The 15099-nt window shown below is 69.5% G+C and carries 13 protein-coding genes; 4 read left to right on the top strand and 9 right to left on the bottom strand.

Features of this window, described 5'->3' with window-relative positions; all coding sequences use genetic code 11:
• Positions 1 to 133: 133 nt before the first annotated feature.
• Both eda and edd read right to left on the bottom strand, forming a co-directional pair.
• On the bottom strand, positions 134 to 763 hold the full coding sequence (gene eda, locus ACFV9G_RS10665) for a bifunctional 4-hydroxy-2-oxoglutarate aldolase/2-dehydro-3-deoxy-phosphogluconate aldolase (protein WP_378727421.1): 630 nt from the start codon (positions 761 to 763) through the stop codon (positions 134 to 136).
• Complete coding sequence (edd, locus tag ACFV9G_RS10660; RefSeq protein ID WP_378727420.1) at positions 756 to 2636, bottom strand: phosphogluconate dehydratase; 1881 nt, start codon at positions 2634 to 2636, stop codon at positions 756 to 758. Before edd ends, eda begins: the two co-directional genes overlap by 8 nt.
• 107 nt (positions 2637 to 2743) lie before the next feature.
• On the opposite strand from edd, the gene ACFV9G_RS10655 reads away from it, so the two are divergent.
• Positions 2744 to 3934 carry an ROK family protein gene (locus ACFV9G_RS10655; RefSeq protein WP_378727419.1) on the top strand — a complete coding sequence of 397 codons (1191 nt, stop codon included), beginning with the start codon at positions 2744 to 2746 and terminating at the stop codon, positions 3932 to 3934.
• Here the strand turns inward: ACFV9G_RS10655 and ACFV9G_RS10650 are convergent.
• Entirely contained in the window at positions 3892 to 4566 is a 675-nt protein-coding gene (locus ACFV9G_RS10650) for an SIMPL domain-containing protein (protein WP_378727418.1), read from the bottom strand. The two genes, ACFV9G_RS10655 and ACFV9G_RS10650, sit on opposite strands and share 43 nt — an antisense overlap.
• A gap of 37 nt (positions 4567 to 4603) precedes the next feature.
• Between ACFV9G_RS10650 and ACFV9G_RS10645 the strand changes: the two genes are divergently transcribed.
• On the top strand, positions 4604 to 5836 hold the full coding sequence (locus ACFV9G_RS10645) for a low temperature requirement protein A (RefSeq protein WP_378727417.1): 1233 nt from the start codon (positions 4604 to 4606) through the stop codon (positions 5834 to 5836).
• A 105-nt stretch (positions 5837 to 5941) separates the two neighbouring features.
• The gene (locus tag ACFV9G_RS10640; RefSeq protein WP_378727416.1) at positions 5942 to 7291 is read left to right on the top strand and encodes an anaerobic C4-dicarboxylate transporter family protein; all 1350 of its coding nucleotides are present in this window, start codon (positions 5942 to 5944) and stop codon (positions 7289 to 7291) included.
• Here the strand turns inward: ACFV9G_RS10640 and ACFV9G_RS10635 are convergent.
• The 6 genes from ACFV9G_RS10635 to ACFV9G_RS10610 form a co-directional block, all read right to left on the bottom strand.
• Positions 7288 to 8385 (bottom strand): N-formylglutamate amidohydrolase, encoded by a 1098-nt coding sequence (locus ACFV9G_RS10635; protein WP_378727415.1) that lies wholly within the window; start codon positions 8383 to 8385, stop codon positions 7288 to 7290. The two genes, ACFV9G_RS10640 and ACFV9G_RS10635, sit on opposite strands and share 4 nt — an antisense overlap.
• 85 nt (positions 8386 to 8470) lie before the next feature.
• Positions 8471 to 9346, bottom strand: coding sequence for a PadR family transcriptional regulator (locus ACFV9G_RS10630; RefSeq protein ID WP_378727414.1), 876 nt, complete (start codon positions 9344 to 9346; stop codon positions 8471 to 8473).
• Positions 9347 to 9500: 154 nt separating this feature from the next.
• Positions 9501 to 10769, bottom strand: coding sequence for a mechanosensitive ion channel (locus ACFV9G_RS10625; RefSeq protein WP_378727413.1), 1269 nt, complete (start codon positions 10767 to 10769; stop codon positions 9501 to 9503).
• A 224-nt stretch (positions 10770 to 10993) separates the two neighbouring features.
• Positions 10994 to 11806 carry a hypothetical protein gene (locus ACFV9G_RS10620; RefSeq protein ID WP_378727412.1) on the bottom strand — a complete coding sequence of 271 codons (813 nt, stop codon included), beginning with the start codon at positions 11804 to 11806 and terminating at the stop codon, positions 10994 to 10996.
• A gap of 113 nt (positions 11807 to 11919) precedes the next feature.
• A complete protein-coding gene (locus ACFV9G_RS10615; RefSeq protein WP_378727411.1) occupies positions 11920 to 13851 on the bottom strand; it encodes a M3 family metallopeptidase in 1932 nt (643 codons plus the stop codon).
• 70 nt (positions 13852 to 13921) lie between these two features.
• A complete protein-coding gene (locus ACFV9G_RS10610; protein WP_378727410.1) occupies positions 13922 to 14284 on the bottom strand; it encodes a YciI family protein in 363 nt (120 codons plus the stop codon).
• Positions 14285 to 14468: 184 nt separating this feature from the next.
• On the opposite strand from ACFV9G_RS10610, the gene ACFV9G_RS10605 reads away from it, so the two are divergent.
• On the top strand, positions 14469 to 15080 hold the full coding sequence (locus tag ACFV9G_RS10605) for a TetR/AcrR family transcriptional regulator (RefSeq protein WP_378727409.1): 612 nt from the start codon (positions 14469 to 14471) through the stop codon (positions 15078 to 15080).
• Positions 15081 to 15099 lie beyond the last annotated feature (19 nt).

Genomic DNA, 15099 nt, shown 5'->3' with positions numbered 1-15099 from the left:
GGCCCCGGGGCCCCCGTCCCCCCGCCCCCCCCCCCTGCCCCCCCCCCCCCGCCCCCCCGCGGTGGGGGGGCTTTCTCCCCCAAAACCCCCCCGTGGCGGCTCTTCCCCCCGCCCCCACCCGGCGGGGGTTGGGTCAGCGGAGGGCGGCGGTGGCGGCTGCGAGCGCGGTGACGCGGTCCCAGTCGCCGGCGGCGAGGGCGTCGGCGGGGGTGAGCCAGGAGCCGCCGACGCAGCCGACGTTGCGGAGGCTGAGGTAGCTCGGAGCGGTGGCGAGCGAGATGCCGCCGGTGGGGCAGAAGCGCGCGTCGGGGAGCACGGACGGCAGCGAGCCCAGGTACTTGGCGCCGCCGGAGGCCTCGGCCGGGAAGAACTTCATCGCGGTGTGGCCGGTCTCGAGCACCGCGAGGGCCTCGGAGACGGTGGCGGTGCCGGGCAGGAACGGCAGGCCGGTGTCGCGCATCGCGCCGAGCAGCGTCGGGGTCGCACCCGGCGAGACCAGGAACTGGGCGCCGGCCGCGGCGGCCTCTTTGGCGAGCACGGGAGTGGTCACGGTGCCGGCGCCGATCAGAACCTCCGGCACCTCCTCGGCGATGGCCCGGATGGCGTCGAGCGCCACCGTCGTACGCAGCGTCAGCTCGACCATCGGCACGCCACCCTCGGCGAGCGCGCGAGCCACGGGCACCGCGTGGTCGACATCCTCGATCACGACGACCGGGATCACCGGGGAGAGGTCGAGCAGGTCGGTGGACTTCAGGTCAGACATGGACGGGGGTCTCCTGGGGCATCGGGCTCTGCTGGTCGGGAGCGAAGGTGAAGACGGAGGCGCCGGTGTCGGCTGAGCCGACGGTGGCACGGAAGGCGGCGAAGAGCTCACGGCCGGTGCCGCGCCACTCGGCGTCGAGCGGAGCACGACCGGTGGCCGGACGGTGCGCGAACTCGTCGGCGTCGACCCCGATCGTCAGCGTGCCGGCGACGGCGTCGACGGTGATCAGGTCGCCGTCCTGCACGCGAGCGAGCGGTCCGCCGAGCGCGGCCTCAGGGGTGAGGTGGATGGCGGCGGGCACCTTCCCCGACGCGCCGGACATCCGGCCGTCGGTGACGATGGCGACCTGCTGGCCGCGGTCCTGCATCACGCCGAGCGCCGGGGTGAGCTTGTGCAGCTCGGGCATGCCGTTGGCTGCAGGGCCCTGGTAGCGGATCACCGCAACGAAGTCGCGGCCGTCGAGGCGCTTCTCGGAGAAGGCGGTGAGGAAGTCGGCCTGGTCGTCGAAGACGACCGCCGGCGCGGACACCACCCGGTGCTCCGGCGCGACCGCCGAGGTCTTGATGACGGCGGTGCCGAGCTCGCCGGTCAGGACCCGCAGGCCACCGTCGGGCGAGAAGGGATCCGAAGCCGGGCGCAGCACGTCGAGGTCGCCGGAGACCGGGGCACCTTCGACCAGCTCGATCTCGCCGTCGCGGGTGAGCCGCGACTCCTGGGTGTAGGCCGAGAGCCCCGGCCCGAGGATCGTGGTGACGTCCTCGTGGAGCAGCCCGGCCTCGAGCAGCGTGCGGATCAGGAAGCTGACACCGCCGGCCGCGTGGAAGTGGTTCACGTCGGCGGAGCCGTTGGGGTACATCCGGGTGAGCAGCGGGACGACCGGCGACAGGTCGGAGATGTCGGACCAGGTCAGCTGGATCCCGGCGGCACGAGCGATCGCGACCAGGTGGAGGGTGTGGTTGGTCGAGCCGCCCGAGGCGAGCAGCGCGACGCAGGCGTTGATGATCGCCTTCTCGTCGACCAGCTCGCCGATGCCCGGGCCGCCGCTGAGCGCCAGCTCGGTGGCACGTGCGGCGGCGGCGCGGTTGAGCGCGGCCCGCAGCAGGGTGTCCGGCGACGCGAACGAGGAGCCGGGCAGGTGCAGCCCGAGCACCTCCATCAGCAGCTGGTTGGAGTTGGCGGTGCCGTAGAACGTGCAGGTGCCGCGGGAGTGGTAACTCGCGGCCTCGGCCTCGAGGAGCTCCTCGCGGGTGGCCTCACCCGCTGCGTACCGCTGCCGGACGCGGGCCTTCTCCTTGTTGGGAAGGCCGGAGGACATCGGGCCCGCGGGCACGAAGACGGTCGGCAGGTGACCGAACGAGAGGGCCCCGATCAGGAGGCCGGGCACGATCTTGTCGCACACGCCGAGCATCAGCGCGGCGTCGAACATGTCGTGCGAGAGGGCGATCCCGGCCGACATCGCGATCACGTCGCGGGAGAAGAGGGAGACCTGCATCCCGTCGCGACCCTGGGTGATGCCGTCGCACATCGCGGGTACGCCGCCGGCGACCTGGGCCAGCCCGCCGGCCCGCATGACCGCGGCCTTGAGGAGCGGCGGGTAGGTCTCGTAGGGGGCGTGCGCGGAGAGCATGTCGTTGTAGGAGGTCACGATCGCGACGTTGGGCTTCGCGCCGGGGTTGATGACCTTGAGCTCGGCCTTCGCCGGGGCGGTGGAGGCCGCGAAGCCGTGGGCCAGGTTGCTGCACGCGAGCCGGCCCCGGGCGGGCCCGGTCGCCCGGGCGGACGCGATGCGGGCCAGGTAGTCGGCCCGCGTGGCCGCGGACCGCTCGATGAGACGGGCGGTGACGTCAGCGACGGTGGGGGAAACGGCGGTCACGGGTCCTCCAAAAGACAGTGTGCTTTGGGACACCTTGACACGATCTTTGGATCGATACAAGTAAATCTTTGGTACACGAAAGACATAAGAGGCGTACGCTTCACCCCATGCCCGAGATGACAACCGCCGCCGACGTCCTTGCTCTGGTGCGCTCCGGGCGCGCCCTGACCCGCAGCGATCTGCAGAAGACGACCGGCCTGTCGCGTACGGCTGTGGTCTCCCGGGTCTCGGCGCTCGTCGACGCAGGGCTGATCCTGACCGGGGAGGAGCTCGCCTCCACCGGCGGCCGGCCGCCGGGCTCGCTGAGCTTCAACGCCGACGCCGGGGTCGTCCTGGCCGTGGCCATCGGGCGCTCGCGCAGCCAGCTCGCCGTCTTCGACCTCGATGGCCGCGAGCTCGCCGGCGACACCCGTGACCACGAGGTCGGCATCGCCGCCGACGACCTCATGCCCGACGTGACCGACCGGCTCGAGCGGCTCCTGGAGGGCATCGAGCCGCCCGTGCTCGGCGTCGGGATGAGTCTGCCGGGCGTCGTCGACCCCGTCCGCCTGGTCTCGGTCGACTCACCGGTGATGCGTGGCTGGGACGGCGTCGCGCTCGACCCCTACTTCGACCGGCTCACCGACGGGCCACTGGTGCTCGTCAACGACACCGACGCACTGGCCACGGCGGAGCTCTTCGGCAGCGGGCTGCACCCGCACGACGCGCTCGTCGTGAAGGCGTCGACCGGCCTCGGGCTCGCGGTTATCGCCGACGGCCGGGTGCTGCGCGGCCACGCCGGCGCCGTCGGCGAGATCGGCCACACCCGGGTCGAGTCCGCCGGCGAGCGCCCGTGCCGATGCGGAGCCACCGGGTGCCTGGAGACGGTGGCCGCCGGCTGGGCGCTGACCCAGGGCCTGGTCGACTCCGGCGTCTCCGCGGGACACATCCGCGACCTGGTCGCCGCCGCGCTCGCGGGCGACGCCATCGCCCGCGGCCTGCTGCGCGAGGCCGGCCGCCAGCTCGGCGAGGTGCTGGCGATCGCGATCAACCTGCTCAACCCCGAGGTCGTCGTCATCGGCGGCGACATGGCCGGTGCCTTCGACCTCTACACCGCGGGCGTGCGCGAGACCGTCTACTCCCGCTCGACCGCCCTGGCCACCCGCGACCTGACCTTCGTCCCCTCCACCCACGCCGACTCCACCGGCATGGTCGGCTGTGCCGCGGTCGTCATCAACCACCTGCTCTCCCCCGAGCGCCTCGACGCCCAGCTGGGTCAGGACGCGGCGACGGTGAAGGCGGCCTCCACCTCGGCATAGACCGTGATGTCGTCGGGGTCGAAGGCCAGGTCCGGTGCAGCCTGGTCCGCGCCCCACGCCTTACTGGCCTGCTCCGACATCGCCATCGGCGCCGACGCGTACGCCACCTCGTGACTGACACCGACGTCGTTGATGCTCCGGACGACGACCGGGCCGAGGTCGAGCGCATCGGCGTAGTCCTGCGCGCGCACCTTGGCCTGACGCACCGCCTCCTGACGTACGTCACGCTCGACCTTCAGCCGGCTCTCCTTGGTCAGCTGCCAGGAGACGTGGTCGACCCGGAGACCCTCGTTGCCCGCGGTGCGGCCGACCCATGTCGCCAGCGCCTCGAAGTCGACGAACTCCGCCCAGAGACCGACCGTGGCACGGTGCACCAGCGGCAGCTGCTTGCCGTCCTTGTGCCAAGGGCGCTCGGCCGACGTGCGCGCCCGCTGGATGACGAGCCTCTTGATCGCGCCCTCCAGCTCGAGTCGCTCGAGCTCCGTGCGCGCGCCGTGCAGCCCACGCCGCAGCTGCTCCATCACCGGCTCCGGCGCGGGACCGTCGAACCGGACCTCGGCGGATACCACCCCTCGCTCCGGCGCCACCTCGACGGCGTGTGACCCGCGCACCTTGATCAGGATTTCGCTCATATCAGGAAACGTACGCCCGACGTCCTATCCTCACCACGTGAACGCATCCAGCCGCCTGCGCCAGATGACCGGACGCGACCCGCACGAGGAGCATCGGGCCGCGACTCCCTTGGAGCTGCTCTTCGACCTCACCTTCGTCGTGGCTTTCGGCGTGAGCGGCAACGAGCTGGCCCATCAGCTCGCGGAGGGTCACGTCCTGGCGGGGATCGTGGCGTTCTGCTTCGCCTCGTTCGCGATCTGCTGGGCGTGGATCAACTACTCCTGGATGGCCTCGGCCTACGACACCGACGACTGGGCGTTCCGGCTGCTCACGATGGTGCAGATGGTCGGCGTGATCATCATGGCCCTCGGCCTGCCGGAGATGTTCGAGAGCGTCCACGAGGGCGACCGGCTCCACAACGAGCTCATGATCGCCGGGTACGTCGTGATGCGGGTCGCGCTCTGCGGTCAGTGGCTGCGCGCCTGGCGCCAGGATCCGGCCCGTCGCGGCGCCCACCGGGTCTACCTCGTCTCCGTCCTCAGCGCGCAGGTGCTCTGGTGCGTCATCGCCATCCTGCCGCTGAGCGTGACGGTCGCGTTCGCGGCGATGATGGTGCCCCTGGTGATCGAGCTGGTCGGACCGTTCATCGCCGAGCGCCGCTTCGGCGGCACTCCCTGGCACGCCGACCACATCGCCGAGCGCTATGGCCTTCTGACGATCATCACCCTCGGCGAGGGCGTGATCGGCACCGTCGCGGTGATGTCCGCGATCGTCCACGAGCCGGAGCTGGGCTGGAGCCTCGACGCGATCCTCCTGCTCGCCGCCGGTATCGGCCTGACGTTCGGTCAGTGGTGGACCTACTTCACGATCCCCTGGGCCACCATGCTCGAGCGGCACCGCGATCGTTCGTTCCTGTGGGGCTACGGACACATCCTGATCTTCGCCGCGATCGCGGCGACCGGCGCCGGCCTGCACGTGGCGGCCTACCTGATCGAGCACCATTCCGAGCTCGGCGCGGTCGGCACGGTTCTCTCCGTGGCCATCCCCGTCGGGGCGTACGCCTTGGTCCTCTACCTCCTCTACAACCTGTTCATGCACGTGATCGACCCGTTCCACATCCTCCTGGTCGTCCTCACCGCCGCCGTGCTCGTCGCGAGCGTCGTGATGGCGGCCGCGGGCGTGCCGGTGGCCTGGTGCCTCGTGGTCGTGGCGCTGGCGCCGGTGGTCACGATCGTCGGCTACGAGGCCGTCGGCCACCGTCACATGGTCGACCACCTCGAGGCGCTCTGAGCGCGACACGCGTTCGCCTCACCACGCTCGAGGCTGCTCGCTGCTTAACTTTGACCACCCGCCCCCACGGCTCCTCTCCCTGCAACAGATCGGACCGTCGTGGACGTGGTTCTCATCCTGCTCGAGCTCGCGGTCGTCATCCTCGCGATCCTGATGGGGACGAGGTCGAGCGGTGTCGGCCTCGGCCTGTGGGGCGGCCTCGGTGTCGCCGTGCTCGTGTTCGTCTTCCAGCTGCCCGCGGGATCGATCCCGACCTCGGCGATCATCATCGTCCTCTCCGTGGTGGTGTCCGCCTCGATGATGCAGCAGGCCGGCGGCATCGACTGGATGGTCACGGTCGCCGCCAAGGCGATCCAGAAGAACCCGAAGATGATCACCTTGGTGGCGCCGCTGATCTCGTTCCTCTTCTCGGTCGGCGCCGGGACGTCCAACATCCTCTACCCGCTGCTGCCGGTGATCCAGGACGTCTCCTACTCCAACGGGATCCGGCCCTCGCGCCCGCTGTCCCTCTCGGTCGTGGCCACCGGCGTGGCCCTCGCCTGCAGCCCCGTCTCGGCGGCGATGGCCGCGATGATCGGATTCACCAGCGCGTACGGCTTCGAGATGATCAACATCATCATGGTGACCCTGCCGGCCGCCATCATCGGCATCGTCCTGTCCGCGATCGTGGTCAACCGTCTCGGCAAGGACATCAAGGACGACCCGGAGATCCAGGCAAAGATCGCCGCCGGCGAGATCCCCGCCCCGGGCAACGCCACCGGTGAGAGGTCCAAGGACCCCTCGACCACGCTGCCGGAGGCGACCGCAGCCGGCCGCAACGCCGCGCTGATCTTCTTCAGCGGTGTGCTGCTGATCGTCTTCTTCGGTCTCTTCGCCGACCTTCGTCCGCCCTTCGGCGCCGAGACCCGCCTCGAGATGAACGACCTCATCCCGATGATCATGTTCGTGGTCGGCACCGTGATCATCCTGGTCTCGAAGCCCAAGGTGAGCGAGGTGCCGACGACCTCGGTCTTCAAGGCCGGCATGGTCTCGGCGATCGCGCTCCTCGGCCTGGCCTGGCTCACCAGCACCTTCATCGATGCCCATACCGACCTCATCAGCGAGGGCATCGGCGATCTCGTCGCGCAGGCACCCTGGATCTTCGCGCTCGCCGTGTTCGTCGTCTGCGTGCTCACCACGAGCCAGTCGACCGCGACCAACACCGCCGTGCCGATCGCGCTGAGCGCCGGCATGCCGCTGGGCCTGCTCTCCGGCATGTGGGCCGGCGCGTTCGCAGGCATCTACCTGCTGCCCACCAACGGCTCGCAGATCGCCGCCGCCAACTTCGACACCTCAGGCAGCACCAAGCTCGGCACCAAGCTCATCGACCACTCGTTCGCGCTGCCCTCGATCATCCTCGCCGTGACGACGATCATCGCCGGGTCGGTGATCGGAACCGTGGTCGACGTCTTCTAGGAACCGGAGCGGAAGTCGGCCCAGGCCCGCTTGCACGCCTGCGCGACCCGATCGACCTGCTCGGGGGCGGCCGCCGGCCAGTCGGTGCCGGGCCGCTGGATCTGGGCCGTCGCTCGCTCCCCGAGCAGGAACTCCCGCAGGAACTCGGCCTGCACCGCGTCGGTGACGACTCCGCTGCCGGGATGAGCGGCGTGGAAGTCGGCGAACCGGGCCCGAGCCGCGACGATCTCCTGGCTGCCGAGGTAGGGCTGATTGAGCAGTACGTCATCCGCGGCCGCCACCTCGAAACCACGACGGTGCGCCTCGGCGAGAGCACGCAGGCGGGCGGGGGCCATGGTCGGCCGGTCGTCGTCGCCGCGCGACTCCCCCTCGGCGTCGCCGCGGTTGGAGAGCGCGACGACCGCAGGGAGCCGGTCCTTCGGATCCCGGGCGACGACGACCGCACCCTCCGGCGTGGTCGTGGTGTTCATGGTGTCGTGGAAGGAGAGGGTGGTGACCCGGCCACCGTTGTCCGATGCGCGCTCCAGCATGCGGTCGAGGAGCGCGTCCCGGGTCCGTTCGTAGACTCCGAGACCCTGCTCGGCGACACGGGCGAAGTCCTCGCACAGCCGGGTGAGACCGTCGGCGTCGCCCGGGACGTCGAGGATCGGGAAGAACGAGAAGGTGACCGGCCGGATCGCGTCGACGCCGGACAGGTCGACGCGCTGCCAGCGTCCGGCCGCCGCCACCCGGTCCAGGGCTTCGCGCAGCGTGGCGACCACGTCGGCGGGCTTGGCCCGGTTGGGGTCGCGCACCATGCGCGGGTGCGGGTTGATCACGGCCACGACCCGTGGGTCGATCTGCGCCCAGCGGCGCACGATCGCGGCCGTGGTGCAGTCGGTGAAGTCGTGCTGCAGGCGCTTGGTCAGCTCCGGCGCCAGGTAGGGCGCGAGCTCGGCCGGGATCGCCGCTCCGGCGTGCGGCGCGCTCACCAGGAGGTCGGCCTCGGTGAGCGCTTCCTCGAGCGTACGCCGTCCTCGATCCGCCCAGTCGGTGATCTCCTCGGCCGTGAACACCGTGCCGGCTGGGATCAGAGTCGGGGCAGATGCGCTCATGGAGCCGAAGTTAGCTCAGAGACGAATCAGGAGTCGTACGACGCGCAGCAGCGCAAACGTACGACTCCTGAAGCGATCGGAGACATCAGGCGGTGGGCGCAGCCCCGGGCGACTGGCCGCCGGGACCGTCGGTCTCGTCGCTCTCCTCGACCTCGTCGACCTGCTCGGCGGTGACCGCACCCTCACCGGGAACGGTCTCGTCGTCGCCGGCCGCGAGGATGCCGTAGAGCTTGCGCCGGGTGTCGGCGAGGACGTCGGCGGCGGCCTGGCGCTGGGCGTCGGTGCCGGAGGTGGCGAGCTGCCACACGGCCGGGAGCACCTGGGCGAGCTCGCCACCGAGGATCCCGAAGCCGGCGAGGTCGCCCATGCCCTGTCCGCCGCGGCCACCACGGCTCTGCTCACGAGCATTGTCGACGGCCTTGTCGAACGGCTTCCAGACGGCTGCCAGCTCGTCGGCGTGCTCGGTGGCGTAGGTCTTGCCGGTCTCGGTCAGCCGGATCGCCCGGCGGCCGTGCTCGTCGTCGGACTCCACGAGACCCTCGTCCTCGAGCTGCTGGATGGTCGGGTAGACCGAGCCGGGGCTCGGCCGCCACTCACCCGAGCTGCGCTCGGAGATCTGCTGGATCACCTGGTAGCCGTTGATCACCTGGCCCTGCTCGGCCGCTTCGGCCATCACGTAGATGATCGCGGAGCGTACGTCACCACGACGGACGCGGGGACCGGGCCGCTGCGGGGGCTGGTTCTCGAAGCCGAGCAGCGCCGCGATCCACGGCGGCGGGCCGGCCGGCCCACGACCGCGACCGTGGTGGCCGCCCTGCCAACCGGGGCCGCCGGGGCCACCCCATCCGGGTCCGCCCCAACCGGGACCACCCTGCCAGCCATGGGAGCGGCGCGGGCCGCCCTTGCCGAACTCTCGACCCATCTGGTCGATCCACTCACCCCAAGGGTTGTTGTTACTCATCAGGTTTCTCTCTTACTCTCGGAAGACTAGATCGCGTTCCTTCGCGATATATCGTGATCGTACGCCGAGGATTCAACCGATTCAAGCCAAATGAAAGGGAGCCCCCGAATATCCGGGGGCTCCCTGAGTCAGACCCTGAGGGTCGTGAGTGCGATCAGACGCCGGGCGTCGGCGGCGGCGTCGAGTTCTGAGCGGTCGGCGCGGCAGCGGGACTCGTGCCACCGCTCTCAGCCTGGAGCCGCTCCAGCTGGCGGGCGGCAGCCTCTCGACCACCGAGACCGAAGGCGAGCGCCGCGGCAGCGGCACCACCGACGACCACGGCACCGAAGCCGAGGTTGATGATCGAGTCGGCCAGACCCATGAAGCTCAGCCCGATCGCGACGAAGAGCACGATCGTGGCGTACTTCAGGATCTGCGACGCCGAACCGGGCACGATCTTCGCGAGCACCGAGGCGATCACGACACCGGCAGCGATGATCGCGCCACCGAAGATGACCCGGCCACCCAGCTCGAGCACCTCGGCGATGAACGCGGTGATCTGCGGGAACTCCAGCATCTGCGCCGCCATCACGGCGAAGAAGAGCACGATGCCGATCTGGATCACCTTGGTGATCGCCGGGGTCGCGCTCTGCCCCTGCGGCAGCACGTCCATCGAGTGGAGCGCATTGTCGAAGCCGAGCCCGTCGATGAGCTGACCGAGGACGTCGGCGGCGAAGCGGGCGATGACCACTCCGATGCCGAGCAGGATCGCGGCGGCGATGAGCTTCGGGATCGCAGCCAGGATCATGGCGAGCATGAGCTCGGCAGGCCGCGAGATCGAGCTGATCCCGAGAATCTGCAGCGAGGCGATGGCCACCACGATCATGATGATCGAGTAGAGAACGAGACCGATGACCTTGACGATCTGCGCGGCAGCACCCGAGGGCGCGGCCGGTGCGTCGTACGAGTCGGCAGTGGTGTCCACACCCACCGTCGCGTCGACCTGGCCGGAGAGCTTGCTGCCGCTGCCGAGCCACTTGTCGAACGGGACCGCACCGAGCGCGGTCTCGACGAGCTGGCGGACGACCTTGGCGACGAGCGCGCCGACGATGAAGACGAAGACCGCACCGATGAGGTTGGGCAGGAAGCCCAGCACACCGTCGAGCAGACCCTGGATCGGCGTCAGCACCGAACTGAGCCCGAACAGGTCCAGCAGCGCGATCAGACCGAAGAGCCACACCAGCAGGGCGGCCACGGAACCGAGGCTCTTGCCGATGGTGTCCCCGTCATTCCCAGCCTTCTGGAGCACCGGGATCTTCGAGGTCAGCTTCGCGAACGCCCAAGCGACGATCTTCGCGATGATCCATGTGACGACGAGGATGACGATCGCGGCGAGCACCTTGCCACCGAGACCCACCCAGTCGATGTCCTTCACGGCATCCATTTGTCTCTCCCCTCAATAGGGTTTTGAGAAGGTGCCTGGGATCGACGAGCAGCCCGAGTGATGCGCGCAACAGGCACCTCTGCTTCCAGAGACGTTCGTCCAGATGGAGCCACGACGCAAGTTTGGCGCTCCATAGGACGCAAATAACCGATTCCTTTACAAGACAAGGATTTCGTGTTCGTACGCATCGAACGCGTGTTATAAGCGCCCGTCAGCGCCCCGCGTCAGTAGAGCATGTAGTTCCGGGTCATCTGCACCGGAGCTCGCGTCAGCGGAACCAGACGCACTCGTCCGCACGCATCGGTGGAGCGCCGCACCGTGGCCCACTTCCATCCGCTGGTGCGCGACCAGGCGCTCACGGCGCCGACCTTCGAGCTGCCCAGGAAGACGTTCATCTTGCCCTGACCGGGGCCCTTGAACACGCGGAGGCGAACCCCCTTGGCGCAGTACGCCCCGTTGCTGCGCTGCGTGCCGAACCGGGTCGACACGTAGGCGACGTCGGGGCCGTCGGCGGACCCGTCGAGGTGCAGGCCGGAGATCAGGTTGGGCTGGCAGCACCATGACCAGGTCTCGGCGGCCCGCATCGGGGCGTGCGCGCAGCGCCAGCCCGTCCATGCCGAGGTCAACCCCGCCGCGTCCTTGGCCCGAACCCGGAAACAGTCGACGGCACCGGGGTCCAGGCGACCTCGGACCGAGGTCCGGGACGGGTAGAGCCACGTGCTGGAACCGTCCGCCCGCCATACATAGGCCGCTGCGCTCATCGTGGCTCGGCGCGTCGGGGAGGTGCTCCACGGCGCGCTCTTCCGCTGCACCTGGAACCCGGTGACGCCCTGGTCGTCACTCGCTGCGTACGAGAACGCGGGGGTCCACTGGATGAGCCCTTCGGTCTTCACCGGCATCCACGTGGAGATGGTGGCCTTGGTGATCCGGGGCGCGGTGTTGGCAGCTGCCGGAGCGGCGGTGAGCAGCGTGGCACCGAGAAATCCGAGGATGGCGAGGGCGAGAAGACGGGTCGAGCGACCCGGGCGGAGATACATCTGAAGGACCTGCCTGGGGGAAGGCACGAGGAGTGCCGGGCGACGCTGACGAACATTCAGCGGACGTACCCTAGCGGGTATCGCGACGCTGCCGCCCGGGGTCGGTGATCGCGTCAGGAGACCAGCCAGGCCGCGTACGCATCGAAGGAGTAGGGCCTGCCGAGGAAGTCGGCGACCAGGTCGGCGGCGTCCTTCTCACCACCGCGGGCGAGCACGAGGTCGCGGTAGCGGCCCGCCACCTCGGGGTCGAACAGGTTGTCGCGGTCGAAGGCGCTGAACAGGTCCTTCGCGATGACCAGCGACCACATGTAGGTGTAGTAGGCCGACGAGTAACCGCCCAGGTGGCCGAAGTTGGCGAAGAAGTGGGTGCCCGCGAGGTAGGGGTAGGGAGAGTAGGCGGCCTGGAGCTCCTCGAGCCGCTTGGTCAGGTCGTCGGGCTGCTCCTTGTGGAACCAGTAGGAGATCGCGGCGTAGAACATCTGCTGCCGCGCGTGGTAGCCCTTGCCGAAGTCGTCCGCGGCACGCATCCGCGCGACCAGGTCGGCCGGGATCGGCTCGCCGGCCGCGTCGGTGGCGAAGGTCTGGAGCACGTCGGCGTCCCACGCCCACTCCTCGAGCATCTGGCTCGGCGCCTCGACGAAGTCCCACTCCGTCGCGACCCCGGAGAAACGCGCCCACTCGCCCTGTCCGCCGAGCACGTGGTGGATCAGGTGGCCGAACTCGTGGAAGAGGGTCACCACGTGGTCGTGCTCCATCAGACCGCGGGAGAAGTTGCAGACCAGCACGCCCTCGGGGAGCTGCCGGCCCTTCACGCCGGGGGCCAGGTCGAACTGCGCGGCGTGCTTGTACTTGCCCTCGCGAGGGTGCAGATCGAGAAAGATCCGGCCGAGGGGCTCGTCGCCGTCCTGCTGATAGACGTCGAAGACGCTCACGTCCTCGTGCCAGGTGACGACGTCGGAGACCGGCTCGTAGCGCAGCCCGAAGAGCCGGCCGGTGACATCGAGCAGCCCCTGGTGCACCTTCGCGAAGTCGAAGAACGTACGCACCACCTGGCTGTCGACGTCGTACTTCTCCTGCCGCACCAGCTCCTCGTAGTAGAGCGCGTCGGCGGCGGAGACCGCACTGGCCCCAGGGACGTCACGGTCGTAGCGGTCGAGGAGCACCTCGAGGTCACGCTTCATCCGCCCCTCGGCGGCGCCGGCGATCTTGTCGATGAACTCCGGGATCGCCGGCCCCTCACCGATCATCTTCACCGCTGCGTCGAAGGCCGGCCAGTCCTCGTAGCCGACCAGGTTGGCCAGCTCGTGACGCAGCGCGAACATCTCCTTCAGGACCGCTTCGTTGTGCGGCCAGCCGCGCTCGAGCCCGGCCACGGTGACGGCCTTCCGGATCGCCGGGTCCTTCACGAACATCCGCGCCGGTAGCGCGTCGGGGTAGTCGGTGGTGATCGCCACGAGCCCCTTGTCGTCGACCGGGTGCGCCTCCAGCCAGTCGGCCGGCATCCCGTCCAGCTGTTCGGGCGTGGCCAGGGTGATGCGTACGTCGTCCCGGCTCACCCGGGAGAACTCGAGGTTGAGCTCGGTGAGCCGTTCGTTGATCGCGGTGAGCCGGGACCGGGTGGCGTCGTCGCGGTCGACACCGGCACGGGTGAAGTCCTGCAGCGTCTTCTCCAGGAGCCGCTCGGCCAGCGGGTCGAGCGCCGCGGTCTGCTCCGTGGGGAGGTCGGCGAAGACGCGGTAGAGGGCCTGGTCCTGGGTGAGCTCGGTGCGCAGCCGGTCGACCTCGACCTCGGTGTCCTCGCACGCAGTGCGGACCGCCTCGACGGGGTGAACATTGGCGAGCAGCCCGGCCAGGCCACCGAGCGAGCCGAGCTCGAGGGAGAGCTCGTCCCAGGCCCTCAGCACCTCGATCGCCTCGCTCGGCGGCGCGGTCCGCAGCTGCTCAGCCAGCTCCCGCACATGGGTCAGCGTCGTGGACGTACGCTCCTTGACCCAGGTCTCCGCGGCGTCGGTCTCGGGCAGGGCAAGCGGCGCTGGCGTACTCATGCAGCAAGCCTGCCACGACCTGAAACGCTTCGCCGCCGAGATCCGGCGAAGCGTCGGACCAGGTCGAGGCTCAGTCGTCCCAGGAATACTCGTTCGGGAAGCGGTGGACCTCCTGCGGCCAGTCGAGACAGACCGCCAGCTTGCCGGCCCAGTAGCGCGCCGCCTCGTCGTCGGCCACGTCGATGACCGTGAATCCGCCGATGTGCTCCTTGGTCTCGACGAAGGGACCGTCGGTGAAGACGGCCGCCCCGTTGTCGGCCTCGACGCTGAAGAGAGCGGTCGAGGCGTCGATCCCGCCGTTGGCGTAGACGAAGACCCCGGCGGCCTTCATCTCGTCGAGCACGGCCTTCGAGGCGATGCTCTTCTCGCGCAGCTGGTCGGTCGTGTGCTCGGCCACCCACTCGTCGTTGAACGCGATCATGTACTCGGGCATTCGTTTCGTCTCCTCGTCTCCGAGGCGGTCCGGTGACCGCCACCCACTTCTTCTACGAACGCATCCATGCCGATCCGACAGCTCCGGACGAAGTTTTCTTCAGCCGCGGCCCGGCGATCGGTCTGATCAAGCAGGGCGATGATCAATTGGGGCTGCGTTCTCATCCTCAGCGCACAATAGAGCGGTGTCGACTCCTACGACCCCTGATGTGGCCAACCGCGTCCTCGATATCGCTTACGAGCTGACAGCCAGGTCCGGACCCGACTCGGTGTCGGTGCGAGAGGTGCAACGGCAGGCCGGGGTCTCGGCCGCGACGGCCTACTGGCACTTCAAGAACCGCGCGGACCTGATGCTCGCGGTGAGCAGGCGTGCCACGGCAGCTCTCGCAGACTCACTCGGCGACGCCTCCGAGAACGCCCCGTCTCCCCAGCAGGAGCTCACGGCCGTGTGCCTCGCCTACCTGCACTTCGCGCGCGACCACGAAGGGCTGTTCCGAGCAGTCATCTCGAACTCGTCCGCCGACGAGCTCGAGCGACCCCACGGCTCCGCACGCGGGCGCTCCGGCTACGCAGCCTTCGAGATCCTCCAGCAGGCGGTTGCCGGCGTCGCGGCCGCGTACGAGCGGACGTACGCCGACGACGCCGCCCTTCACGTATGGGCGGCCTGCCACGGCCTGGCGGCGGTGCTGCTCGACACCCCGATGGCGCACATCCCGGAAGCCGAGAAGGAGCGGTTGCGTCGTCAGCACGTGGCCTTCGTCGTGGACGCACTGGTCCCGGACCATCCGCGGGAATAGATCCTCCTCTCCGAGCGTC

The organism is Nocardioides sp. NPDC059952 (assembly GCF_042730435.1).
Taxonomy (GTDB): domain Bacteria; phylum Actinomycetota; class Actinomycetes; order Propionibacteriales; family Nocardioidaceae; genus Nocardioides.
Note: the sequence above shows the minus strand (reverse complement) of the source record. Positions and strands in the feature narration are given on the sequence as shown.